Below are 24,743 nucleotides of genomic sequence, written 5' to 3'. Positions count from 1 at the left end.
AATGAGTAACATCTCCATTAATGGAGCAAATCGTTGATAACCTTGTGATATTTCTTTTCTATAACATGACGTTTCTTTTTCAGGGTATTGGTCAGCTCTTCACCGAGCTTAAATTCCTTTTCTAAGAAAGTAATTTTATGCAACTTTTCATAGGACTTAAACCCCTGCTTAGGCCGGAGCTTATCGTTCATCTCCTTGCGAATCAGTTCAAGCACCTTATTATCCTTGAGAAGCTCTTGACTGGCTTTACGCAGATGAGAAAATCTGCTATCGGCATACTTTAGCAACTCTTCTCTGTCGGCAACAAGGAGGGCACCGAGTCCTTTCTTGTCCTGCCCAACCAAAATAGCATCCTGAACAAAGGGAAAAACAGAGATAGCACTCTCAATCCGGCTGGGGTCAATATTCTCCCCACTGGAGAGAACAATAATATCCTTGGCCCGACCGGTTAGGACCAGATCACCACTGATCGTCCTTCGTCCGAGATCACCGGTTCTAAAAAAACCATCATCGGTAAAAGACTCGATATTCCCCACATCGTTTTTATAATAACCGCCCATAACCTGATCGCCCACAACCTCAATCAACCCCTCTTTTCCTTGAGAGACTTCAAGGCCATCATCATCAACCAAGCGAATCCGGGTATTGGTAACACCTGCGCCAACCGTTCCATAGACCCGACAGTCGAGTCCACGTCCGGCAATAGCAGGCGAACACTCGGTCATCCCATAGGCATTAACAATACGAATACCAACGGCATCAACCCACTCTTCAAGGTAATCGGCAAGACTACCTCCACCACTGATCGCCAAGCGTAGCCTGCCACCAAAACGCTGGCGCACCACATTGAGCTTTTTCTCGGCAAAAAGATAGGGCAGATAAAGGAACAACATCTTCACCAAAGCCACACCTTTTTGGCCAAACCGAACAAGGGAATTAGGCTTTGCAAAAACTGGCAGCCGATCAAGAAATTCCCTTCTGTTACGTCGATAAGTGGAAGAACACCAGATAAGAGAAGTAAAGATTCTATAGGCCATTGCTCCTTTTTTACGTACCCCTGAGTCCACCTTGGAGTAGAGAGATTCCCATACCCGAGGCACGGTGGCCAACAGGGTCGGTTTATATCTCTCCAGATCCTGGACCAGAGTGCGCACCGTGGAGTAGACGAGGGTTGTCCCGGCGGCAAGGGCAACATACTCGGCAGTACGTTCAAAAATATGCCAGCTGGGAAGAATGGAGAGCCACAGATCTTCCTCGGTAAGACGAATAATCCCCGGCAAACAATCAACATTATGCATAATGTTCTTGTTGCTGAGCTGGACCCCCTTGGGCACCCCTGTAGTACCTGAAGTATAGATTATGGTAACAAAATCATCTTCGGTAGAGGAATAACCCTCTTCCAGAAAATTATTCACATCTTTTTCGCTATACTGACGATTGGCAAGCAGATCCTGATAGGAATAGGTACGACCAAAGAGGGTATGCACCTCTCCTGCCACCATAATGAAGATGTCTTTTATCTGTCGGCATCTCTTGATATAATCAGCATGCAGATCAAGCAACTTACTGCTCTCCACAATCAGATGAACACTCTCAGAATGTTCAACAATGAACTCAAGTTCCTGAGTGGGGGTATCCGAGCCGCGGGGGACATTTACCGCCCCGAGGGAGAGAAGGGCAAGATCGGTAACGATCCAGGAATAACGGTTGTCCGAGAGGAGCATCACCTTATCGCCCCTGCCCAAGCCCCGCCTCTTAAAGGCCCTGCTCAACAGAAGCACATCCTCAAAGAGCTTTGAATAGGTTACCCGCAGCTCTTCACCGTTAACCTTATATATATAGGCAATATTATCTGAATGATGGGCAACACTGGCGATAAACATCTCAAACAGAGTCTTCTGGATCTCACGCACAGGCAACAACTTTGCATCTAGCCTTCCTTCACCAAACATTATTTCACTCCCCAATGGATTCCGATCGTTCCCAGCATAAATTTCTTATAATGGACATCAACAAAACCGGCCCCACGAAAAAGATCGGCAAGCACCTCAGCAGAATGAAATTCCATCGTCGAGCCACTCAAATAGGCATAAGCTGCCTCATCGGCGGCTATCATCCGGCCCAATAGAGGGATTCCGTAACGGAAGTAAAACTGAACAAAGGGGTAAATAATATTCTTAGCAGGGGGTGTGGTATCAAGACAGACACAACGCCCACCCGGTTTCAACACGCGGTACACTTCGGCCAGAACCGAAGAGGCATCATCAACATTTCTCAGCAAATAACCAAAGGTTACGGCCTCAAAGGTATTGTCTGCAAAGGGAAGCTTATTGGCATCACAGACCTGCCAATCAATGCCCTGGCCCGCAAACCTCTTCTTCGCCTCCTCGAGCATATTCCGGGAAAAATCTCCGCCTGTTACCTGGGCCCTTGGATAGGACCTGTGCATCAATGCGGCAATATCACCGGTGCCCGTGGCAAGATCCAGAACCTGCCCTGCACCCGGGTCTCCTGCTTTGGCCACAACAAACCTACGCCAACGCTGATCCTGGCCCATGGTCATCACCTTATTCATCAGGTCATAACGTCCGGCAATAGCATCAAACATCTTCTCTACACCTGGGCCCTTGCTCAAAACAAACTCCTCTCTACATTTCATTTCTAGAAATAGACTGCAAGATTGTGCCCGCATTCTTATTCTCTATCAGCTACTACCGCCCCAGCCACGCCATGGGGCGGAATCTCGCAAAAAAGGCCTCTCTAGCAGGGGGCAAAACCCGGGGTGCGCGGAAAGGGTATTACCTCGCGGATATTAGCCATGCCTGTGACAAACTGAACCAGTCTCTCAAAACCGAGGCCAAAACCCGCGTGGGGCACTGTACCATACTTACGAAGATCCAAATACCACCCATATTCTTCCAGATCAAGACCTGCTGCCTCCATCCGCTCAGCGAGCAGATCGTAGCGTTCTTCACGCTGACTACCACCCACCAACTCACCAATACCCGGCACCAGAATATCCATGGCAGCAACGGTCTTGCCATCCTCATTCATACGCATATAAAACGGTTTAATGGCAGCAGGATAATCCGTTACAATCAGGGGCCTCTTGTATACCTGTTCGGTCAGATAACGCTCATGCTCAGACTGAAGATCAATCCCCCATTTCACGGCAAAATCAAATTTCTGTCCCGAGGCAAGAAGCTGATCCACAGCCTCGGTATAGGTCACACGGGCAAAATCATGCGCCAGAACAGACTGGAGACGTTCAATGATCCCCTTGGAGATAAACTTATCAAAGAGGTTCATATCCGTTACACAGTGCTCCAGCACATCTGCCAGCACATACTTCAACATCTCCTCTGCCACCTCCATATCCCCCTGCAGATCACAAAAGGCCATCTCGGGTTCAATCATCCAGAACTCTGCAAGGTGACGACTGGTGTTAGAGTTTTCTGCACGAAAGGTGGGGCCGAAGGTATAGACATCACCCAGGGCGGTGGCGTAAACCTCAGCCTGCAACTGACCACTTACGGTAAGTCCAGCCGGAGCGCCAAAGAAATGGCCATCCTTACCGGTGGCAGCTACCTGAAACATCTCTCCCGCCCCCTCACAGTCACTGGTGGTAATAATAGGAGTATGAACCTGGGTAAAGCCCTTCTCCTGAAAGAAATTATGCACCGCATAGGAGAGCCGTGAACGCACCCGGGCAACGGCACTAATGGCATTGGTACGTGGACGTAGATGGCTTATCTCACGCAAAAACTCCAGGGAATGTCGTTTTTTCTGCAGAGGATAGGTCTCTGGATCTGCCCAACCAACAACGGTCACCGAAGAGGCGTGTACCTCAACACTTTGCCCCTTTGCCGGAGACTCTTTCAGAACCCCTTCAACCATCACGGAACATCCGGTGCTCAGTTTTTTTACCTCTTCCTCATAATTGCCAAGGCTCTTGTCGGCAATAACCTGCATATTTATCAGGGTGGAACCATCATTCACCTCAAGAAAGGAAAAATCTCCGGTATCTCGTCGGGTGCGAATCCAGCCTGCTACAGTTACCACCTGCTCTTCTGCCTTTGCCACAAGCAACTCTGTTATACGTTGTCTCATAATATTCCCGTTATGTTTTCTATAAAATAGAGCTAAGCCCAGGGCTCAACAGAAATTATCTCGTAAATAAGACAAACTATAAGATAACTGTTAAAGGCGTAACCGCCATTTCATTTTAATTAATCTACAAAACAGCCGGCGATAAGAGAAAAGCCTCTCAAGCCACGCTCCAATGGTAAAATAGGCCATGTTATAATCAGTTCTCTCCGCCACGCAAGGAGTTTTTTATACAGAGGGGGGACCTTTTTGCCACCGTAGCCCCATCTTACAATAGATAGTCACCCCGGACGTTGCCCAGGGCCGCAAACATCGACTTTTTAGCATCTGGCTCAATTTCATAAATATGTGCAAGGATCTTACGGACCTTTTCCCGGCGGGTGTGATCCGAAAGCGGACAGTAATTTTTCACGGGTAAAAGGCCTGCAAGACCGGCAAGTTCCTGTACATGCTCTTTTTCCAGATAGGCCATGGGCCTGATTATTCCCAGTCTTCCGGCAAAGAGTTTCTGATGAGGCACCATGGTTGAAATGTTACCGCTGTAAAGACAGTTGAGCATAAAGGTCTCCAACAGATCATCCTTATGATGACCGAGAGCGATCTTATTAAAGCCTTCAGCACGGGCAATATCAAATAGTTGATTTCGACGATTACGGGCACAAAGATAGCAGGTCATCTCCTCCCGAGCCAGGGCCCAGGCATCTACCACCCGATGGGTAATGCCAAATTTCTCCATCTGGGGTCCAATAGAGAGTTGGGGATCGGTAGCCCCCTTGCTTGATCGCCAATAGCCATTGTCAACGGTAATAGTCTCTATCTGGTAGCTGATGGGTGCCTTCTTTTGCCAAAAATGCAAAATCCAGGCAAGGACCATACTGTCAACACCACCGGACAGACCCACCAATACCCTATCACCATCCTCAAGCATGGCATAATCATGCATCGCCTTGCCAAGGAGCTTATTATATTTTGCCGGTAAAATTTCTTTTTTCGCCATAATCATTCCCTAGAATGCAGAAAGCCCCGTAGCAAAGGCTACAGGGCAAAAACAAATAACTTCCACAGCTTAGCTAATTACAGGTAGGGGCAATCTGCAAGTTGCTCCTTAATTGCCTGACCTACCATCTGTTCCACGGTAATCCACTTCAGGCCACGCTCCTGCATCTTGCCAAAGGCCAGTATATTACTCATAAAAGACTGCTGAGTCTCTTTAAACTGTCTGGTCCATATGGTCTGCCCCGTTTGGGTGTCTAAAAGAACAAGGGAAAATCTGGCCGAAGCAGGCGATGTCACAGACATATTACTACCAACACGCTCAACAAAACGCTCAAGGGTTGGAACAAGAACAGCATCACAGCCAAAGCTCTTACCTATGGACAAAGCAGTTTCCTTAAGACCCCCATCCACCTCTGGAAACTCTTTATACTGCTGACGATCTCCCACAAATTGAACCTTTGCGTTGCCAGTGAGTTCCTCTTGTATTCGCGTATCCACAAAGACCGCTCCTGCAGTGAGCTCCTTTTTCTTCTCGGGACTGACATCACTTAAATAGACCGTCGTTGACAAAACAGCAATACTTGCTACCGATTGGGCGGCCTCCTGTTTCTGCTCCTCGGTCATGGTCGGCGCTTTAGACGAGCATGAGGCAAGCAGGATCAGCGTGAAGATGAGTATAGCGTGCAGTAGTGTTTTCAAAAGAGTCTCCTTATAATGGATAATAAATATTTTTACCTTCCTACAGACATCCCTTTGAAGAGAGGGCACCATCGGTACCAAGAGGCTCTATTGCCAAAGAGAGGGCCCGACCAAATCCCTTAAATATCGCCTCAACAATATGATGGCCATTTTCACCATGAATCATATCTATATGCAGGGTCATCCCCGCCTGTTGCGATACTGCTCGGAAAAACTCCTTAACCAGACAAGAATCAAAGGTGCCAAGCTTCTGTTCTATAACAGGTGCATTATAATGCAAATACGGTCTATTGGACAGATCTATTACAATTCGGACCAGGGCCTCATCCATGGGCAGGTAGACCGAAGCATAACGACTAATTCCACCCTTATTACCAAGAGCCTGAGCAATGGCCTGTCCCAAAACAATACCAATGTCCTCGGTGGTATGATGATCATCGATATCAATATCACCTTCTGCCCGAAGAGAGAGGTCTAAAAAACCATGCACACTAAACAGGGTCAGCATATGATTTAAAAAAGGTACGCCAGTGTCAATAAGATGCTGACCGGCCCCATCAAGATTCAACTCCAGTTGGATATCTGTCTCTGTCGTTTTCCTGCTTATTGCCGATTTTCTGTTTTTTTCAATTACAACCATAGCAACACCTGACCCATTAAATTTAAAGGAAGCTTTTCAACAAACATCTTAACATAGACGAATAAACTATATAAAATAGACGTCTTAAAAAGGGTAGAATAATATCGTTGCATTTTCAACCACAAAACTGTATCATGTCTTGTTGCCGCAAAATTTAACCTTTTTTGTCGTAATGATGAGGGTGTAGCAAAACAAAAAAAGCGATCAACACACTTTTTTTGTTGACGAGCTACCTCCAAGTCTGTATATATGTCGCTGTCTTAATGACAGTCAAAAACAAAACGCATACGAGCGGGAGTAACTCAGTGGTAGAGTGCAACCTTGCCAAGGTTGACGTCGCGAGTCCGAATCTCGTCTCCCGCTCCAATATACGATAAAAGGTTCGACACGTTCGAGCCTTTTTTTTTATTAACTGATAGATATTTGAGGGACACAATGAAAACCTATCTTGCTCCAGTCAACGAGATCGAGAAAGAGTGGTATGTTGTCGATGCAGAGAACAAGGTACTGGGACGCTTGGCCTCTGAGATCGCTTCTCGACTTCGCGGTAAGCATAAACCTACATTTTCATCATTTATTGATAACGGTGATTTCATTGTAGTGACAAATGCTGAGAAAATCGCGCTTACCGGTAAGAAGTGGGACGACAAGACATATTATCGTCATACTGGATATATTGGTGGCATTAAAGAAACCAGTGCTAAAGAACTTCTTGAAAAACATCCAACCGACCTTATCACTAAGGCAGTTCGAGGCATGCTCCCTAAGAACAAAATGGGCAGAGCACAACTTAAGAAGCTCAAGGTGTATGTTGGAGCAGCTCATCCACATGCAGCTCAGCAACCTACTGTTTTAGACATTTAATTCTGGAGATAAAAACATGGTTCAAGATCGTTTTTACGCTACTGGTAAAAGAAAGAATGCTATCGCTCGTGTATGGCTTACTCCTGGTACCGGAAAAGTAATCGTAAACAAAATGGCAACAACTGAGTATTTTGGAAAAATTTTCAAAGAGCATCTCATTGAAAAGCCTTTCAAAACAACTGATACTTTTGAGAAATATGACGTTATAGCTACCCTTAAGGGTGGTGGTAAGTCTGCTCAGGTTGATGCTCTTGCTCACGGAATTTCTCGTGCTCTTCTCGAGACAGATCCTGAGAATCGTACTCCTCTTAAACAAGCTGGTCTGCTTCGTCGTGACCAACGTGTTAAAGAGCGTAAGAAATACGGACAAAAAGGTGCCCGCGCTAAGTTTCAATTCTCAAAGCGCTAAGAGACATCTGCTTGTACTTTACGTCTATTTATCGTTATGTTTTTTTATAAACGATAGGTTAGAGGTATTAAAGGGGAATAACAGTTATACTGTTATTCCCCTTTTTTTATGTCTGCGATATTGCCCTGTAAACGCTCCGCCGAGGTCCGCAACTGGAGCCCCCAGCCTCACAAACATAGGTCATGGGCGAGTGTCACTCTTTTTACTCCTTTATTATAAGGTCTGATTATGATAAAAATAGCAATTATTGGAGCCTCCGGCTACACCGGCGTAGAGCTCTCTCGTCTTCTCTGTAATCATCCTCAGGTTGAAATTACGGCAGTAACTTCCCGCCAATATGCTGGGGTTGCCCTCTCTGAAGTCTTCCCCAATCTACGGGGCAGAACATCACTGATCTGTGAAAATCTCACCATTGAAGAGCTGTGCCTGAGGGCAGATCTTTTCTTTGCCGCTGTTCCCCATAAAACGGCCATGAACATCGTTCCGCAGTTATTGGCAGCGGGCAAAAAGGTTATCGACCTCTCTGCCGATTTCAGACTCAACAGTGCGGCTGTCTATGAGGAGTGGTACCAGGAACATTCTGCCAAGGAATTTCTAAGCCAGGCGGTCTACGGCCTCCCTGAACTCTACCGAGAGCAGATTGCAAAGACACAACTCCTTGCCAATCCAGGTTGCTATCCTACCTCAATCATACTGGGCATGGCCCCCCTGCTTCGAGCCGGAATTATTAAACCTCAATCTATTATTGCCGATTCCAAATCCGGCACCACCGGTGCTGGTCGCGGGGCAAAGGTGGGATCGCTTTTCTGTGAGGTAAACGATGGCTTCAAGGCATATGGAGTGGGAAGAAAACACCGTCATACCCCGGAAATTGAGCAGGAGCTGGGAAAACTTGCAAATACGGACTTCAATATAACCTTTACTCCTCATCTATTACCCATTTCCCGTGGAATTCTCAGTACTATCTACGCCGATCTCAATTGCGAGATAGAGGCAGACGAGGTACAGGCACTCTATGAAGAGATGTATAAAGATGAGCCCTTTGTTCGAGTGCTACCACTGGGCAGTGCCCCCGCCACCCAATATGTGCGAGGTTCAAACTACTGCGACATAGGTTTTGCCATCGATCAAACCACTGGACGTATTATTGTTATGTCTGCCATTGATAATGTGGTCAAGGGAGCAGCAGGACAGGCTGTACAAAACATGAATATCATGTGCGGCTTTGCGGAACAAGAAGGCCTTGAAATCGTACCCCTCTTTCCATAACAGAGCATACCTCTTTACCCAAATTCCATCCCTGTAGCGCCTCCTCTGCAAGAGAAGGTCTGCAGGGAGACAGCACAAAATATCATGCGTAATATTTGTCTACTTATAGCCTTTGACGGCACCGATTATTCCGGCTGGCAAAAACAGCACCACGCCAACACAATTCAGGGTGAAATAGAAGCACGCCTCAAAAGACTCTCGGTAAAAGAGATCTCCCTCCATGGGGCAGGCAGAACAGATGCCGGGGTCCATGCCGATGGAATGACGGCACATTTTCATACCGATACCAGACTGACCTGTAATGATTTCCAACGGGCACTCAATAGAATGCTCCCAGGTGCAATCCGTATTCTTCAGGTAAGAGAAATGGCCGACGATTTCCATGCCCGCTTTGCCGCCACCGGTAAGGAGTATCACTACAGGCTTTTCACCGGCGGAGTAATCCCGCCCCAGAAGAGATTGTATATGCTCCATCAGGAAAAACCAATTGATCAGGAGGCAATGCAAAAATGTCTGCAGATAATTATCGGTACCCATGATTTCTCCTCTTTTGAAAATACAGGATCCAGAGATAAAACACGTACCGGTGGCAAGGGTGCTGTCCGCACCATCCTAGAGGCACGTTACGAACAGTTCGAAGAGGACTCCTGGCATTTTGTCTTTATCGGCGACGGTTTTCTAAGAAATATGGTACGAAATATAGTGGGATCAATCCTGGAGGTGGGGCGGGGTAAAGAGAGTGTTGAATGGTTTGAACAGGCACTCAAAGAAAAAGACCGTAATGCAGCAGGCCCTACGGCCCCTGCACACGGTCTTAAGCTGTTCCAGGTTTTCTACTAAATCATTTTCCTTTCTGGCTAGAGTGCTTTGCCAGAAGGGATTGAAGTTTCCACGGAGAGGAGAGGCAAATCCGGGATTCACTACAGGAAGACATCACATCGCAAAAAGAGATAAACTCAGCAAGCGCATCGGTCATTACAACATCCTTTCGTTGAACAACTCGAAGCTGTCGCTTCATATCAACCCCCTCAATCTTCAGACTCTTTAACCAACCGTTTTCTTTTTCACGGCAGATACAGAGAGCTGAGAGACAGGAAATCCCCACACCGGATTCAACGGCACGTTTGATCGCCTCGGGATGACCCAGCTCCATTACCACTGAAACATTCTCAAAGTGCTTGCCCATCTTTTTCTCAAAATAGGCGGCAGTACCGGAACCCGGTTCACGCACAATCCATTTAGCTCCAGCAAGATCGGTATCAACATCAAAGGCAGTGTTGTTAGCCAACGGATCATTCGGCCCACAGAGAACAACAAGCTCATCCTCAAACCATGGACGCACATGTAAATCTTCCGTTGCCTGAACAGGTCCTTCCACATAGCCCACGTCCATCTTCCCCGCACGCACCAACTCCTTTGCCTGACGAGTATTATAGACCAACATATTCACCTGCACCTTAGGATGCACCCGCTTAAAGGCCCCTATAAGATAGGGCAGGATATAATTACCCAAGGTCGTACTGGCAACTACCTCAATATGCCCTTCAAGAGTATCGTTCTTCTCTGACATGATGACTTCAATATTCGAAATCTGCCCGGATATCTCTTTTGCTAAAGGCAGAAGGTAACGGCCACGAGCATTCAAGAGCAAACTCCGGCCATGACGATCAAAGAGAGACCCACCCAACTGGTTTTCCAGCTCAGCAAGGGCCATACTCACAGCAGACTGGGTTACAAAAAGTTTTTTACTTGCCTTAGTAACCTGTGCTGTTTCTGCAACTGCAATAAATATCTCTAATTGTCTTAAAGTAATAGACATAATTTTATACACTCCATTTCATGGGAGACAGTCCTTTGAGGCCGACAATACGTCCTTTTTTTCCTTGTTCAATCCCATTGATACTTATTATTTCTTTTATTTACATCTCCATAGTTATCATAGCACCTTCTTCTCGTTTAACAAGTGTTTTCGCAGGAGAATAGGCTTTTGCAAGAGACAGGGAACTGAAAATCAAATGAGGGCACAAACCCTCCAAAACAGGCGACACCTTATACACTTTCTCCCCTTATGCCATGGGGAAAATAGAGCAGATTGCTAATAGGGGAATTACAGCTCAAATACCTCCTCTTCAAAAGGAGAGAATAAGTCCAGTAACTTACTGTGATGAAGTAAATATCACCCCTTTTTCACTTTAATTTTTCTTTTACATAAGTTTCTGCTATCATTTATAAATAGTACATTAACCGGCGCAACACAGGCCACACATCAGTCAACAGCTTCACACTAGACAATAAGGAAGGCACAATGGGCCTTAGCTACAAAGAAATGCAAGACAGCCTCATGAAAGAACTTCGTCTTTATCACTTTCCTGTGGCCGTCAAATTTTTCTACAAAGAAAATGAAATAAAAAGATTCAAAGAGGAGGCTGATTTTTATATACCAGCCAATCGCATGACCTTTTGCCAGTGGCAGTTAGCCGCACGCATGAAGGGGCAGACAGTCTTTGCCGAGAAAAAAGATCTCAGTTGCGGTAATGCCCAGTACAGTTTTGGCTGGAAAGATCTGGATAATAAAGAGATAACAGGCCATACTAAATACGCTAAAGATCGCGAGCAGGCAGAGCGTTTTATTAAGAGCAAATCTGTCCTGCCAAAGGGATTGCTGGCAATCGCCGTCGCCCCACTTGCCGCAGCCGATAAACTGCAAGGATTAGACACGGTCCACTTCTACTGTGATAATATGCAGGCATACCACCTTGCCATTGATTATATGGCAGCAACAGACACCCACCCCCTACGTCCCCAGCTCACCATGAACTCTTCTGCCTGCGGTGGCAATGTATACAGCTATAATAAACAACAGTTCAACACCTTACCCTCCTGTTCAGGCTCCTACAATGCAGGTAAGACCGAACGTGGTGAAACCAATGTCATTATCCCCGGTAGACAGATAGGTGCCGTGGTTGATCGTTTGCTTGAGAGAAAGGCCAAACTTGGCAGTAGTGCTATCACCCGACCGGGAGACGGTTTTCCTGGAGCAGACATATGCAAAAATTGCCCTCTCATTATTTTTAAAAAAAAGAGCCCGGCTAGCTCCTAGCAAAATGGTCTCTTTTGCTAATTATCAAAACAATTGATAGAGGTACTCATGTTTTACGATTGCTTTCGTGGAAAAAACTGATATTCTCTCATCAGAGTTTTACTAAACAGTCTTTTTTCAGTAAAATAAATTATTTCGAGTGTAATTGTCATGGATACAGCATTTCTTTACAAAGATAGCGTTCTATGGATTACGGCATTCACCCTGGCAGGTCTTCTCTTTGCCATCGGCCCCATTGCCATTGTCTACCTCTTCATGCCCAACAGAACAAGACAGGTCGCCCAAAAGGCAGATCAGCCTATTGAATGTGGTATGACTCCCATCGGCGACAGTTGGATTCGCTATGGCGTCATCTTCTATCTCTACGCCCTTATCTTTCTTGCCTTCGATGTTGACGTACTCTTTCTCTTTCCCGTAGTACTTGCCTATAACGATCCCATGTTTATCTGGCGTGACTTTATCGAAATTTTTCTCTTTGTCTCTGTACTATCATTGGCCATTATTTACGCATGGGTTAAAGGAGTTTTTACGTGGAAACAGAAAACATACCATCGTCCGTAGTTCAATTTGCTTCAGCGGACAAGCTTATCGCCCTTGGCAGGGCAAATTCACTCTGGCCCCTTACCTTTGGTATCGCCTGCTGTGCTATTGAAATGATGTCGGCGGGATGTGCCCGCTACGATCTCTCACGCTTTGGAGCTGAGGTCTTTCGTCCCTCAGCACGACAGAGTGACGTCATGATTGTGGCAGGAACCATCTCCAAAAAAATGGCCGAGGGTATAAAAACCCTCTATGACCAGATGCCTGAACCCAAGTGGGTTATTGCCATGGGCAACTGTGCCATCTCAGGCGGTCCCTTTGTCTTCGAGGGACAGTACGGTATTATAGAGGGTGCCGATAAGATTCTTCCCGTTGACATCTATATTCCCGGTTGCCCTCCACGTCCTGAAGCTCTGATTGAAGGTATCATTGAGCTTGAACATCAAATTACAGGATGGAGACGCTGGCCCAAGGTTGATTCCCAAAATGAGGCTGCATAATTAGCTATGTCATCTATAAAAGAACAGACACAAGAAAAACTCGCATCCCTTTTTGCCGACCACAGTACAGCAACGCCCCTGCCATTTGTTGAAGAGAGCGACTACAGCATCTGTGGCTACTACCTCAACATCGTGGTCAGCCCGGATCTTCTCATTGAAACAGTTACGGTACTCGATGAACTCGGCTATTTCCTCGAATCCATCACCGGTGTTGATTGGCCGAAGGAAGAAGAGATCGAATCGGTATATGACTTTAATCGCTACGATGAGCACTCTTTTCGCATCGTCATCCGCACTCGTACCTCCAGGGACACACCTGTTATTCCATCTATTACTTCGGTATACAACGGTGCCAACTGGCATGAACGCGAAACACGAGATTTCTTCGGCATAGACTTCACCGGCCACCCCCATCTGATTCCCCTGCTCCTGCCAGAGGATGCCGATTTTCACCCTCTGCTCAAGGACTTTAAAGCATGAGCGAACATATTATACTTAACCCGGATGAGACATTTACTCTCAACCTCGGTCCTCAGCATCCAGCGACCCACGGTGTGCTTCGGGTAAAGCTGACCATGGATGGTGAATATATATACAGTGCCGAAACCGTCATTGGCTATATTCATCGTATGCACGAAAAAATGGGTGAAAACCGCACCTATAACCAGTACCTACCAAATCTGAGCCGACTCGACTATCTCTCAGCCATGGCCTACTGTCATGGATATGTTCTGGCCGTAGAGAAGGCTGGCTCAATCGAAGTGCCTGAACGAGCCGAATATATCCGCGCCATCACCGTAGAGCTGAACAGACTTTCATCACATCTGGTCTGGTTTGGTGCCTTTATCATGGATCTCGGTGGCTTTTCTCCGCTGATGTACGCCTTTGACGACCGCGAACAGATCCTTGATCTGCTCGAATCCATTACCGGTTCCCGCCTGACCTACTGCTATTATCGTTTTGGCGGACTCTATAATGATATTGATGATGAGTTTTTGGTAGGCACCCGCAAGTTTATCATTCGAATGCGTAAGTCCCTAAAAACCTATCGGGACCTTGTCACCAATAACATCATCCTGATGAAACGTCTTAAGGATATTGGCCATATCTCCCCGGAAATTTGCCGTAAATATGGGGCCACCGGTCCCGTCGCCCGTGGATCAGGTATCAACTTTGATGTCCGTAAAAACGAACCATACTCAGTATACAATGAATTTGACTTTGATATCCCAGTCTACCATGAGGGGGACTCCTACGCCAGATACATGGTGCGGATGGATGAGATGGAACAATCTCTACGCATCATAGAGCAGGCCATGGATAAATTACCAGGTGGCCCCATTATACCTGAAAAGAAACCTAAGATTATCAAACTTCCAGAGGGAGATTACTACTCTACGGTGGAAGCGGCACGTGGCAGCTTCGGTATTCGCCTGGTCAGTGACGGAGGGAAAAATGCCTATCGCCTCAAGCTTCGTTCACCGACCTTTTCCAATATGCACCTTTTTGACGAAGTCTGCCAAGGAATGCTCATAGCAGATGCCTTGGCCCTTATGGGTAGTTTAGACCTTGTTATCCCTGAGATAGATCGATAGAGAGGGAGTTTTTTATGAGTCTTACATTAATAAATGTTCTTGCAGCAGCTCTGATTGCCCTGGCCTTTGTGGCTGTAAATGCAGCATATCTTGTTTGGGCAGAACGAAGGGGAGCAGCTTTTATCCAAAGGCGACTGGGGCCCGTGGAAAACGGGCCGTGGGGCCTGTTGCAACCCCCGGTCGACGGCATCAAGCTCATGACCAAACAGCTGGTCATTCCAGGAGGAGTAGATAAAATACTGTTCATGGTGGCACCGGTACTTGCCATGTTCCCAGCCCTGATGAGTTTTGTTACCATCCCCTTTAGCGAAAATATCGTAGCCCATAATATGGATATCGGGCTTCTGGTTATCTTGGCCTTTGCCTCCTTTGCCGGACTGGCAATACTTCTGGCTGGCTGGAGTTCCAGAAACAAATATTCAATGATGGCAGCCATTCGGGCAGTATCCCAGACCATTGCCTATGAGATCCCCATGCTGATTACCGCAATCACCGTGGTACTGGTCAGTGGCTCGGTGGATTTCATAGAAATTGTCCACTCCCAAAGTGGTGGCTTCTGGCATTGGAACCTCTGGCCACTTAAACCCGGCCTCTTCAATATCTTTATGCCCATCTCCTTTCTCATATTTTTTATCTGTTCCCTGGCTGAGACCAACAGGGCCCCCTTTGATCTGGGTGAGGCGGAGAGTGAACTGGTGGCAGGTTTTCATACTGAATATTCCAGTATGGGCTTTGGCCTCTTTTTCATGGGAGAGTACGCCAATATCGTTATCGGTGCCTGTCTGACCACCCTGCTCTTTCTCGGAGGATGGGACTGCCCCTTTGGTCTCTTCCCCGGTGTCTGGTGGTTTTTGATAAAAATATACATCCTGATCTTCACCTTTATCTGGATTCGCTGGACCTTTCCACGAACCACTATCTACGGGTTATTAAATCTTTCCTGGAAAATTTTAATACCTCTCTCCCTTATTAATCTTCTGCTCACCGCAGGTTTTATAAAGGTATTTGCCCCATGATAGAATTTATAAAAGAAATTGTACTGGGCTTATGGAGTCTCATTGTCGGTATGCGTATCACGGCAAGGGAGTTCTTTACTCCAAAGATAACGGTTCAATATCCCCATGAAACTGAAGTAATGCCCGCCCGTTTTCGCGGCCATATAGAACTCATCGGCGACGAAGAGGGAAACACACGTTGTGTAGCCTGTGGTATGTGCGTGCGAGCCTGCCCTTCCGGTTGCATAAAAGTCAGCGGAGAAAAACTCGAAGGATCCAAAAAGAAGATCGCCACTGTCTATGAACTTGATTTCACAAAGTGCTCTCTCTGTGGCTCTTGTATAGAATCCTGTAACTTTGGTGCTATTCAATTTTCCCGGGTATACAATCATGTCTCAACAAAAAAAGAAGATTTTTACTACAATCTTATCAAAGATCTGGAGGAGAAGAAATGACTTCATCTCTCTTCAGCGTTGACAACCTTGTAGGCCTTGTCTTTCTGGTAACCATCGCCATAACTCTAGTGGGAGGGCTTATCACCTGCCTTGCCCACAAGCTTTTCAGAGCGCTCTGTGGCTTTGCCCTCACCTCAACGGGTGTGGCGGGATTGTACTTCTTTCTCAACTCACCCTTTATCTCCATGATGCAGATCCTGATCTATATCGGAGCAGTGAGCATCACCATCTCTTTTGGTGTCATGTTGGCAAGTCCGGATAGCATAAAAAAAATGCAACCAATAAAACCGCTGGCCGGTCCCATTGGTTTTGCCGTTTCAGGAATGCTGGCGGGGGCACTGATGTTTTTGGTAACCCGAGCAGATTGGCCGATAATGGCCAAAATCACAGACGGTAGCATGCGCACCATCGGCATAGAGCTACTGACCCAGTACTCCCTGGTGTTTGAACTTATCTCTATTCTTTTACTGGCGGCAATTTTGGGAGCTCTTGCCATTGCTCGGGAGGGACGAAGCAAATGGAAATCTTAAATCTCTATAACAGCCTCAACACATTTCTTATCCTGGCAGCGGCACTCTTTGGCATGGGCATCTATGGCATACTGACCCGTCGCACCCTTATCGGTATGCTCTTCTGCGCCGAACTTGTGCTGGCCTCCGTGTCCATAAACTTTATGGCCTTTAATCGTTTCACCGCCCCGGACCCCGCAACAGGGCAGATCATAACCCTGTTTATTATGGCCATCGCAGCGGCTGAAACTGCCATTGCCCTGAGTATCATTATTGCAGTTTACCGTCAGAACAAATCCATTGACGCAGACGATACTGCACAACTTAAAGGATAGGAACCGTGGAATCAGGATCAGACTTCATACTCCTTACTGCCCTACTCATTCCACTTGTTGGAGCCCTTGCGGTAATGACAAATGGCCGTAGGGAAAATCTCCGTGAAGGAATCTCTTCATGTGCATCCATCTTACTCCTAATCGTTGTCGCCTCCATGGTGCCCGACGTTCTACGGGGAGAGTGCCTGCGTCTTCAACTCTTTACCCTGCTGCCAGGTGTGACGGTCACCCTAAGGGCAGACGCCATGTCGATGATCTTCGCCTTGGTGGCCTCATCCCTATGGACAATTGCTATCTTTTACTCCATGGGCTATATGCGCGCCTCAAAGGAGGTAAATCAAACCCGTTTTAATGCCTGCTTTGCCCTGGCAATATTCGGTTCCCTGGGCGTTGCCTTTTCAGACAATCTCTTTACCCTCTATCTCTTTTATGAGATCGTCTCAATCTGCACCTATCCTCTGGTAGCCCATCATCAGGACAAGGAGAGCTACAACGGTGCCCGTAAGTACATTATCTATCTGACCACCACGGCCAAGGCCCTTCTCCTGCCTGCCATGATTCTCATCTATGTGCTAACAGGAACACTGGACTTTGCCCCTAATATTTCAACGGGTATCTTTCCTCCAGAGGTCAACAAACCCCTGGTAATTATGCTCTATATATTCTGCCTCTTTGGCTTTGCCAAAAATGGTATCATGCCATTTCACCACTGGCTCCCCGGAGCGATGGTGGCGCCAACACCTGTCTCAGCCCTGCTCCATGCAGTGGCGGTGGTCAAGGTCGGTGTTTTCAGTACCACCCGGGTCATGCTCTATGTTTTCGGGGTTGATACCATGGATGCCCTTAACCTGGGTATTCCCACGGCATATTTTGTCAGCTTTACTATTCTGGCAGCTTCTATTATTGCCATGTCAAAGGATAACCTCAAGGCACGGCTTGCCTACTCGACAGTAAGTCAGCTCTCCTATATTATCCTCGGTGTTGCCCTGCTCACCCCGGCTGGTATTGAAGGCGGTCTCATTCATATCGTCAACCATGCCTTTGCCAAAATCACCCTGTTTTTCTGTGCCGGCGCCATCTACGTGGTCACCCATAAAAAGTATATTTCAGAACTCGATGGATTGGGCCGGAGCATGCCCCTTACCTTTGGGGCCTTTGCCATTGCCTCTCTTACCATGATTGGCGTTCCCCCAGTTGCAGGTTTTATCTCCAAATGGGATCTCCTCGTTGGCTCGGTTCAGGCCAATCAGATGGGTATAATGCTGGTGCTCATTACCAGTACCCTCTTAAACGCCGCCTACTTTGCCCCCATTACCTACCGAGCCTTCTTTGGAAAAAGAACGGTAGAAACGGGTATAAAGGAAGCACCTCTATCGATGCTTATCCCCATTCTCATTGCCTGCTCTGTTACAATAATAATAGGCATTTACCCCCATTTCATGTTGCAGTTTGTTAAGGCGGTGATCGGATGACAAATATTATAGAGTACCTGCAAAAAAACGGCAGGCTGGTACGAATGCTGATATTTTTAGCAACGGCCATCCTTCTCCTCTGGAGCTTTTTCGGAGTAGACAGCCACCACGCACACACCTGGGCAGAAAAGCACATCCCTTTTTTCTGGTCAATTTTTGCTCTCCTTTCAACCGTCGTCCTGATCTTTTTTGCAGGCTGGTTCAGCAAAGGTATCCAGCAAGAGAAGGAGTATTACGATGACTAATGCCTTTATTCATCCAGCCCTGATTATGATCTGCGGAGCAATCATTCTACCACTGATTCCCGCTGCCCTAAAAAAGGCCTATCTCCTCTTGGTGCCAGTCCTTACCTTCATTGATGTTCTCTATATCAACGGTAGTCATGGCACATACGGGGTAATCTCCTTCATGGGAGAGTGGACCTTAACCTTTGGCAGGGTAGATAATCTCTCCACTGTTTTTGCCTTTATCATGGCCCTTATGGCCATCATCGGCACCCTCTACTCCCTGCATATTAAAGGTGTCTGGCAACATGTTGCCGCCTGGTTTTATGTGGCAGGATCCCTCGGGGCCATATACGCCGCCGACTATCTTGTCCTCTTTCTCTTTTGGGAGATGATGGCCTTTGCCTCCACCTTTCTTATCTGGTTCAACAAGGATAAGGGCGCCCTGGCAGCAGGCTTTCGTTATCTTCTGGTCCATACCTTTGGAGGAGTCATCCTCCTCCTCGGTTTTCTCCTCCGCTACCAAGCAACGGGAGATATCTCCTTTATCCACCTGAGCGAAACCGGCACCCAGCTCTATACCTGGCTGATTCTGGTAGGCCTGATGCTTAATGCCGCCGTGGTTCCATTTCACTCCTGGTTGCCAGATGCCTACTCTAAATCAACCATTACCGGCGGTGTCTTTCTCTGCGCCTTTACCACCAAAACTGCGGTCTATACCCTGGCTCGTGCCTTTGCTGGATTTGATATCCTGATCGGCCTCGGTGTGATCATGGCAGTCTATGGTATCATCTACGCCCTTAAAGAAAACGATATCCGCAGACTTCTTGGTTGGGAAATTGTCAGCCAGGTGGGATATATGGTCGTAGGCGTCGGCATCGGCACCGCTCTTGCCATCAACGGCACCGTAGCCCATGCCGTGGCCCATATCCTCTACAAAGGACTGCTCTTTATGGCCGCCGGTGCTGTCATTCAGGCAACAGGTACCTCAAAACTAACCGAACTCGGTGGACTCTATAAGAAGATGCCAGCCACCATGCTCTTTCTGCTGGTCGGAGGAGTTTCTGTTTCCGCCTTTCCTCTTTTTTCCGGCTTTGTCAGTAAATCGATGATCATCGCCGCCAGTTACGAGAGTCATATACTCTGGGCAGGATTTCTCCTGACCATGGTATCCGTTGGCACCTTTCTGGCTGCCGGCCTTCGACTCCCCTGGTTGATCTTCTTTAGCCCCAATAAGAACAGCGCAGGAAGCCCACTCCAGAAAAAATTTACAGAGGCCAAGGATCCATCTTGGAATATGTATCTAGCCATGAGCGTAGCAGGAATTCTCTGCTTTATCATTGGTACCTTTCCGACATACCTCTACCAGATGCTGCCCAACAGCGGGGTAGAATTTCATCCCTACACGGCCTACCATCTCAGCGAGACCCTGCAATTACTGGTTTTCGGAGGGATTGCCTTCTATTTTCTCCGCAAAAAGCTGTTACCGGAAGATGTTATTCTTCTTGATATGGACTGGTTTTATCGCAAGGGAGCACAGGTATTTCTCTGGTGCGCCCAAAACCCCTTTCAATGGTGTGACACCATCTGGGGTAAGGCATATCGGGTTGTAGGGCTCAACCTGCTCATGGTCACGGCAAAATTTTGGTCATGGTTTGACTGGAATGTAATTGACCGCTTAATCGATGGCAGTGCCTGCGGGGTACGGTCTACGGGACGTCGCCTGAGCATCTGGTTACAGCGTGGACAGATCCAACAAACCATCTGTATCACAGTTACCTTACTGGCAATTTTTATTGTCTTGTCTCTTTGATCATATTAACGTTATCACGTTTTAGGAAAACAGTTTATGGATCAGCTCATCGTCAATACAGGATTTCCAATACTCAGTGCCCTTTTGTTTCTGCCCCTGCTGGCAGCAGGAATGCTTTTTCTTATAAAAAGTGAAACAGGACAAAAATGGTTCACCCTGATCGCCACGGGCCTTACCGCCCTGATGGCTCTTAAGCTCATCTGGGGTTTTGACCGGGCAAGCTCTGCCTACCAATTTGCCGAGCTGCATAGTTGGATAGATGCACCCAAAATACAGTACGCACTCGGCGTCGATGGTATCTCCATCCTCCTGGTACTGATGACGGCCTTTATCATGCCATTCTGTGTGCTTGTCTCCTGGACATATATCAAGGATCGTATCCGTACCTATATGATCTGCCTGCTCCTGATGGAAACGGCTATGCTTGGAGTCTTTATGGCTCTGGACTTCGTTCTCTTCTATGTACTATGGGAGGCAATGCTTATACCGATGTATCTCCTCATTGGTATATGGGGCGGCCCACGCAGGATATATGCCTCCGTAAAGTTCTTTCTCTACACCTTGACGGGATCAATCCTCCTCTTAGTGGCAATTATCTGGCTCTATACGGCAAACAACTATAGTTTCTTTATCCCCGATATGGCCTGGCAACACTACTCAATGACAGCCCAAACCTGCCTGTTTGTTGCCTTCTTCCTGGCCTTTGCCATCAAGGTGCCCATGTTTCCCTTTCATACATGGTTACCGGCAGCCCACGTAGAGGCGCCAACAGCCGGCTCTGTTATTCTTGCCAGTATCCTCCTGAAGATGGGTGCCTACGGATTTTTACGATTTGCCCTACCTATCACCCCTGATGCCACCCTGCAGTTTCTGCCCTATGTTCTAGCCCTCTCCATTGCCGGCATTATCTACGGTGGCTTCACCGCTCTTGCTCAAAATGATATGAAAAAGCTGATAGCCTACTCCTCGGTCGGCCATATGGGCTTTGTCACCCTCGGTATCTTTGTCCTCAACCAAGAGGGTATTGAGGGCGCAATCCTCCAGATGATTAACCATGGAATAACCACCGGTGCCCTTTTCCTCTGTATAGGAATGATCTACGAACGGACCCATAGCAGAGAGTTACTCTCGGCCACCGGAGTGGGCAAGGTCATGCCTGTCTTTGTCACCTTCCTGACCTTCTTTGGACTCTCCTCCTTTGCCTTTCCGGGAACCAACAGCTTTGTTGGTGAATTTATGATTCTGGCCGGAACATTCAAGATAATATTGGTCTGGCCCTAGCGGCCATCCCGGGAGCCGTCCTTTCAGCAGCCTATATTTTAAGAATGCTGCAAAAAATTATCTGGGGAGGTACTGACAATCCCGACCAAAGCCACCTAACGGATCTGAATGCTCGGGAGATAGTTACCCTACTCCCCTTCCTCGTCTTCGTCTTCTGGATTGGTTTAGGACCGGGTATTTTTCTTTGAGTTTATCCACACAAGTGTTGCTCATCTCATCCAACAGTTTGACCTCTATCAGGCCCAGAGCGTAATAACACTCATTAAGAACTGATCATGGCCAATAATAACGCGTGGAGTCAAACGTCCACGTACAGATTATACAAAAAAGTGGTACGACAATTATGATGCTCTTTCTCCCAGAACTTGCACTACTGATAACTGCCCTGGTCTTTTTTATCCTGACCCTGAAAGCACCGGATAGTCCAAAGCTTCACGGGGTAGCCCTGATCTCTTCTGTCGTCGTGATAATTACCTCCCTGCTTTGCCTCGGCCAAACAGGTGAGCTCTTTTATGGGGCCTATGGCATCTCCTCTTACAGCCAGATTTTCAAGGTTTTCTTAGGGATAGGTTCTCTCCTGATCCTCCTTACCGGCAAACAATTTTGCGGAATAAAGGCACGATTCCGAGCTGAATACTATATCTTCTTCTTCCTGGCGATCCTCGGTTTGATGATGATGGTCTCCTCCCTTGATATTCTGTCAATCCTCGTAGCCCTTGAACTCTCTTCATTTTCAACCTACATCATGGTTGCCCTACGGGAGGATAATCCCCGAGGTATCCATAATGAAGCCGCTATCAAGTACCTTCTCTATGGAGTTACAGCCACAGCATTTATGCTCTTTGGCATGAGTTATCTCTTTGGCCTGACCGGATCGATCCAGCTGGCACCCCTTGCAGAAAAACTCCCGCAGCTCATGAACCAACCCATTGCCGTAACTTCATTTATCCTCTTACTTGCAGGTGTCTTTTACAAGCTGGCCCTCTTTCCCTTTCATTTTTGGGCACCGGATGTCTATGAAGGGGCAGCAAACGAAACCACCGCCTTTGCCGCCACCCTGCCAAAGTTTGGTGCAATTGCCGTACTGATTCGATTTGCCACCCTACCGGGTGAGAACAGCCAGTTGATAATAAATGTCCTACTGGGCTGTGCCCTGATCTCCATGTTCTATGGTAACCTCGCGGCCCTGGTACAAAAGGATGTTAAACGCCTGTTGGCATTTTCAGGTATTGCCCACGGCGGTTTCATCCTTTTGGGTGTACTGGTCTTTGAGAACATGGGCTATCGTAATGCTATCTTCTACACCCTTGCCTACGTACTGATGAACATTGCCTGCTTTTTTGTCGTCTCCCTGATATCCGAGGGTAACAAAAACCTGCAGGTAACAGACCTCACCGGTCTCTACAAAAGAAGTCCACTTCTGGCGATCACCTTTATCACCGGCCTCTTTGCCCTGGCAGGCATCCCGCCCTTTATAGGCTTCACTGGTAAGTTCATGCTCCTGGCTGGAGCCCTGAAGGCAGGTCACCTCATCACCGTAATTCTTGCCACCTTCAACACAGCCCTGGCCCTCTATTACTATCTCAACCTGGTACGTGTCACCTTTTGTACCGACGAAGAAAAAGAGCAGGCACCGATTCAACTGGGGGTCTGCGACAGGGCAACATGTATCCTCCTTATTGCCAGCATGACCCTCCTCGGTATATTCCCGACCACGATACTGACTATAATAGAGAGTGCCTTAACGACTTTATAACAAAAGAGAAGAAACTAAAAATTATCACCTGCCTGTTCCCCATGGTTTTCACCAGAGGGAACAGGCTTTTTTTTTCCCATTAAGGCACACTATGAATATCTGGCTCGCTCTTATTGTCATCTTCCTCATCACCACCTGGTTCCTGGAAACAATCCTCACCCTCTTAAACCTGCGCAACCAACCCGCGCAGCTGCCAAAAAAATTTGCGGATATCTATAGTCCCGACAAATATCAAGACTCCCTCCTATATAATAAGGCAACGACTCGTTGCTCTCTTCTAGAAAAAACAACAAGCACCCTACTCTCTCTTGGTTTTCTCCTCCTCGGTGGTTTTAACGCCCTCGACCAGATAGCACGAAGAGGAGGATATGGAGAAATTATCACCGGCCTCCTCTTTATTGGCCTGCTCCTCCTTGTCTTTTTTATTATCGGACTTCCCTTCCAGCTCTACTCAACCTTTGTCATTGAGGAAGGTTTTGGTTTTAACCGCACCACCCTAAAAACATTCGCAGAAGATACCATCAAGGCCTGCCTGCTTGCCATTATCCTCGGCGGACCATTTCTGGCCGCAATATTCTGGTTCTTTTTAAAAGCAGGGCCACATGCCTGGATATACTGCTGGCTTGGCACCACTCTCTTCTCTTTCTGCCTGCAGCTTCTGGCTCCAACCCTCATCATGCCCCTCTTCAATAAGTTCTCCCCCTTGCAGGAGGGATCACTGAAGGAGAAGATCAGCTCCTACGTCAAGGCCCAGAAGTTTTCCGTCGGCGGGATTTTTACCATGGATGGCTCCAAAAGATCTGCAAAGCTCAACGCCTATTTCACCGGCTTTGGCAAACTGCGCAAAATAGTTCTCTTTGATACCCTCGTTGCAAAACTCCATGAGAAAGAAATAGTGGCAGTGCTCGCCCACGAAGTGGGCCATGCAAAATGCAATCATCTCTGGAAAAACATCCTTCTCTCCACCCTGCACAGCGGACTGGTCTTCTTCCTCCTCTCCCTTGGCCTCACCCAAAAAGATTTTGCCGTAGCCTTTAACATGGAGGCAAGCTCTATCTATGCCAGCCTCTTCTTCTTTAGCTACCTCCTCAAGCCTATGGATTTTATCATCTCCCTATTTTTCAACAGTCTATCACGTAGCCATGAATACGAGGCAGACAACTATGCGGCAAAAACAACAGGCT

General features: G+C 47.3%; 26 protein-coding genes and 1 tRNA gene (1 of these 27 cut by a window edge). 20 read left to right on the top strand and 7 right to left on the bottom strand.

Annotated features, from left to right (window positions below):
- Positions 1-17 precede the first annotated feature (17 nt).
- The 6 genes from DP_RS06760 to hisB all read right to left on the bottom strand — a co-directional run bounded on the left by DP_RS06760 (position 18) and on the right by hisB (position 6,442).
- Positions 18-1,952 carry an AMP-dependent synthetase/ligase gene (locus DP_RS06760; RefSeq protein ID WP_049785023.1) on the bottom strand — a complete coding sequence of 645 codons (1,935 nt, stop codon included), beginning with the start codon at positions 1,950-1,952 and terminating at the stop codon, positions 18-20.
- Complete coding sequence (gene ubiE / locus DP_RS06755; RefSeq protein WP_228130178.1) at positions 1,952-2,635, bottom strand: bifunctional demethylmenaquinone methyltransferase/2-methoxy-6-polyprenyl-1,4-benzoquinol methylase UbiE; 684 nt, start codon at positions 2,633-2,635, stop codon at positions 1,952-1,954. The genes DP_RS06760 and ubiE overlap by 1 nt, the downstream gene beginning before the upstream one ends.
- A gap of 125 nt (positions 2,636-2,760) precedes the next feature.
- A complete protein-coding gene (gene asnS / locus DP_RS06750) occupies positions 2,761-4,110 on the bottom strand; it encodes an asparagine--tRNA ligase (RefSeq protein ID WP_011188572.1) in 1,350 nt (449 codons plus the stop codon).
- Between the two features lie 265 nt (positions 4,111-4,375).
- On the bottom strand, positions 4,376-5,104 hold the full coding sequence (locus DP_RS06745; protein WP_156792221.1) for a tRNA lysidine(34) synthetase: 729 nt from the start codon (positions 5,102-5,104) through the stop codon (positions 4,376-4,378).
- Positions 5,105-5,181: 77 nt separating this feature from the next.
- Positions 5,182-5,802 (bottom strand): hypothetical protein, encoded by a 621-nt coding sequence (locus DP_RS06740; protein WP_156792220.1) that lies wholly within the window; start codon positions 5,800-5,802, stop codon positions 5,182-5,184.
- A gap of 40 nt (positions 5,803-5,842) precedes the next feature.
- Positions 5,843-6,442: an imidazoleglycerol-phosphate dehydratase HisB gene (gene hisB, locus DP_RS06735; RefSeq protein WP_011188569.1), complete on the bottom strand. Its 600-nt coding sequence runs from the start codon at positions 6,440-6,442 to the stop codon at positions 5,843-5,845.
- 291 nt (positions 6,443-6,733) lie between these two features.
- On the opposite strand from hisB, the gene DP_RS06730 reads away from it, so the two are divergent.
- The 5 genes from DP_RS06730 (at position 6,734) to truA (ending at position 9,824) form a co-directional block, all read left to right on the top strand.
- A tRNA-Gly gene (locus DP_RS06730) sits at positions 6,734-6,808 on the top strand.
- A gap of 69 nt (positions 6,809-6,877) precedes the next feature.
- Positions 6,878-7,306, top strand: a complete 429-nt coding sequence (gene rplM / locus DP_RS06725; RefSeq protein ID WP_011188568.1) for a 50S ribosomal protein L13 — start codon at positions 6,878-6,880, stop codon at positions 7,304-7,306.
- A gap of 16 nt (positions 7,307-7,322) precedes the next feature.
- Positions 7,323-7,715 carry a 30S ribosomal protein S9 gene (gene rpsI, locus DP_RS06720; RefSeq protein ID WP_011188567.1) on the top strand — a complete coding sequence of 131 codons (393 nt, stop codon included), beginning with the start codon at positions 7,323-7,325 and terminating at the stop codon, positions 7,713-7,715.
- A 228-nt stretch (positions 7,716-7,943) separates the two neighbouring features.
- A complete protein-coding gene (gene argC, locus DP_RS06715) occupies positions 7,944-8,984 on the top strand; it encodes an N-acetyl-gamma-glutamyl-phosphate reductase (RefSeq protein ID WP_011188566.1) in 1,041 nt (346 codons plus the stop codon).
- Between the two features lie 84 nt (positions 8,985-9,068).
- Positions 9,069-9,824, top strand: a complete 756-nt coding sequence (truA, locus tag DP_RS06710; RefSeq protein WP_011188565.1) for a tRNA pseudouridine(38-40) synthase TruA — start codon at positions 9,069-9,071, stop codon at positions 9,822-9,824.
- A 1-nt stretch (position 9,825) separates the two neighbouring features.
- On the opposite strand, the gene DP_RS06705 is transcribed toward truA, so the two are convergent.
- Positions 9,826-10,803, bottom strand: coding sequence for a LysR family transcriptional regulator (locus DP_RS06705; protein WP_041277718.1), 978 nt, complete (start codon positions 10,801-10,803; stop codon positions 9,826-9,828).
- Positions 10,804-11,289: 486 nt separating this feature from the next.
- On the opposite strand from DP_RS06705, the gene DP_RS06700 reads away from it, so the two are divergent.
- The 15 genes from DP_RS06700 to DP_RS06630 all read left to right on the top strand — a co-directional run.
- A complete protein-coding gene (locus tag DP_RS06700; protein WP_011188563.1) occupies positions 11,290-12,084 on the top strand; it encodes a DUF169 domain-containing protein in 795 nt (264 codons plus the stop codon).
- Between the two features lie 150 nt (positions 12,085-12,234).
- Positions 12,235-12,645, top strand: a complete 411-nt coding sequence (locus DP_RS06695) for an NADH-quinone oxidoreductase subunit A (protein WP_011188562.1) — start codon at positions 12,235-12,237, stop codon at positions 12,643-12,645.
- A complete protein-coding gene (locus DP_RS06690) occupies positions 12,615-13,124 on the top strand; it encodes an NADH-quinone oxidoreductase subunit B (protein WP_041277717.1) in 510 nt (169 codons plus the stop codon). The genes DP_RS06695 and DP_RS06690 overlap by 31 nt, the downstream gene beginning before the upstream one ends.
- A 6-nt stretch (positions 13,125-13,130) precedes the next feature.
- The gene (locus tag DP_RS06685) at positions 13,131-13,604 is read left to right on the top strand and encodes an NADH-quinone oxidoreductase subunit C (protein ID WP_011188560.1); all 474 of its coding nucleotides are present in this window, start codon (positions 13,131-13,133) and stop codon (positions 13,602-13,604) included.
- Complete coding sequence (locus tag DP_RS06680) at positions 13,601-14,719, top strand: NADH-quinone oxidoreductase subunit D (protein ID WP_011188559.1); 1,119 nt, start codon at positions 13,601-13,603, stop codon at positions 14,717-14,719. Before DP_RS06685 ends, DP_RS06680 begins: the two co-directional genes overlap by 4 nt.
- Positions 14,720-14,733: 14 nt before the next feature.
- Positions 14,734-15,735: an NADH-quinone oxidoreductase subunit NuoH gene (gene nuoH / locus DP_RS06675; protein ID WP_011188558.1), complete on the top strand. Its 1,002-nt coding sequence runs from the start codon at positions 14,734-14,736 to the stop codon at positions 15,733-15,735.
- Positions 15,732-16,169 (top strand): NuoI/complex I 23 kDa subunit family protein, encoded by a 438-nt coding sequence (locus tag DP_RS06670; protein ID WP_011188557.1) that lies wholly within the window; start codon positions 15,732-15,734, stop codon positions 16,167-16,169. The genes nuoH and DP_RS06670 overlap by 4 nt, the downstream gene beginning before the upstream one ends.
- Positions 16,166-16,699: an NADH-quinone oxidoreductase subunit J family protein gene (locus DP_RS06665; RefSeq protein ID WP_011188556.1), complete on the top strand. Its 534-nt coding sequence runs from the start codon at positions 16,166-16,168 to the stop codon at positions 16,697-16,699. The genes DP_RS06670 and DP_RS06665 overlap by 4 nt, the downstream gene beginning before the upstream one ends.
- On the top strand, positions 16,687-17,013 hold the full coding sequence (gene nuoK, locus DP_RS06660) for an NADH-quinone oxidoreductase subunit NuoK (RefSeq protein ID WP_011188555.1): 327 nt from the start codon (positions 16,687-16,689) through the stop codon (positions 17,011-17,013). Before DP_RS06665 ends, nuoK begins: the two co-directional genes overlap by 13 nt.
- Positions 17,014-17,018: 5 nt before the next feature.
- A complete protein-coding gene (locus tag DP_RS06655) occupies positions 17,019-18,485 on the top strand; it encodes a monovalent cation/H+ antiporter subunit D family protein (RefSeq protein ID WP_011188554.1) in 1,467 nt (488 codons plus the stop codon).
- Entirely contained in the window at positions 18,482-18,730 is a 249-nt protein-coding gene (locus tag DP_RS06650; RefSeq protein WP_041277716.1) for a hypothetical protein, read from the top strand. The genes DP_RS06655 and DP_RS06650 overlap by 4 nt, the downstream gene beginning before the upstream one ends.
- Positions 18,723-20,522 carry a Na(+)/H(+) antiporter subunit D gene (locus tag DP_RS06645; RefSeq protein WP_011188553.1) on the top strand — a complete coding sequence of 600 codons (1,800 nt, stop codon included), beginning with the start codon at positions 18,723-18,725 and terminating at the stop codon, positions 20,520-20,522. Before DP_RS06650 ends, DP_RS06645 begins: the two co-directional genes overlap by 8 nt.
- A 36-nt stretch (positions 20,523-20,558) precedes the next feature.
- A complete protein-coding gene (locus DP_RS06640; RefSeq protein ID WP_011188552.1) occupies positions 20,559-21,803 on the top strand; it encodes a complex I subunit 4 family protein in 1,245 nt (414 codons plus the stop codon).
- A gap of 343 nt (positions 21,804-22,146) precedes the next feature.
- Complete coding sequence (locus DP_RS06635) at positions 22,147-23,559, top strand: NADH-quinone oxidoreductase subunit N (protein WP_011188550.1); 1,413 nt, start codon at positions 22,147-22,149, stop codon at positions 23,557-23,559.
- 91 nt (positions 23,560-23,650) lie between these two features.
- Positions 23,651-24,743, top strand: the 5' portion of a protein-coding gene (locus tag DP_RS06630) for a M48 family metallopeptidase (RefSeq protein ID WP_011188549.1). The gene runs 146 nt beyond the window's last position; only the first 1,093 of its 1,239 coding nucleotides appear in the window; the start codon lies at positions 23,651-23,653; its stop codon lies beyond the right edge, outside the window.

This window comes from Desulfotalea psychrophila LSv54, assembly GCF_000025945.1.
GTDB lineage: Bacteria > Desulfobacterota > Desulfobulbia > Desulfobulbales > Desulfocapsaceae > Desulfotalea > Desulfotalea psychrophila.
The sequence above is the reverse complement of the archived record's forward strand: the minus strand, read 5'-3'. Positions and strand labels throughout refer to the sequence as shown.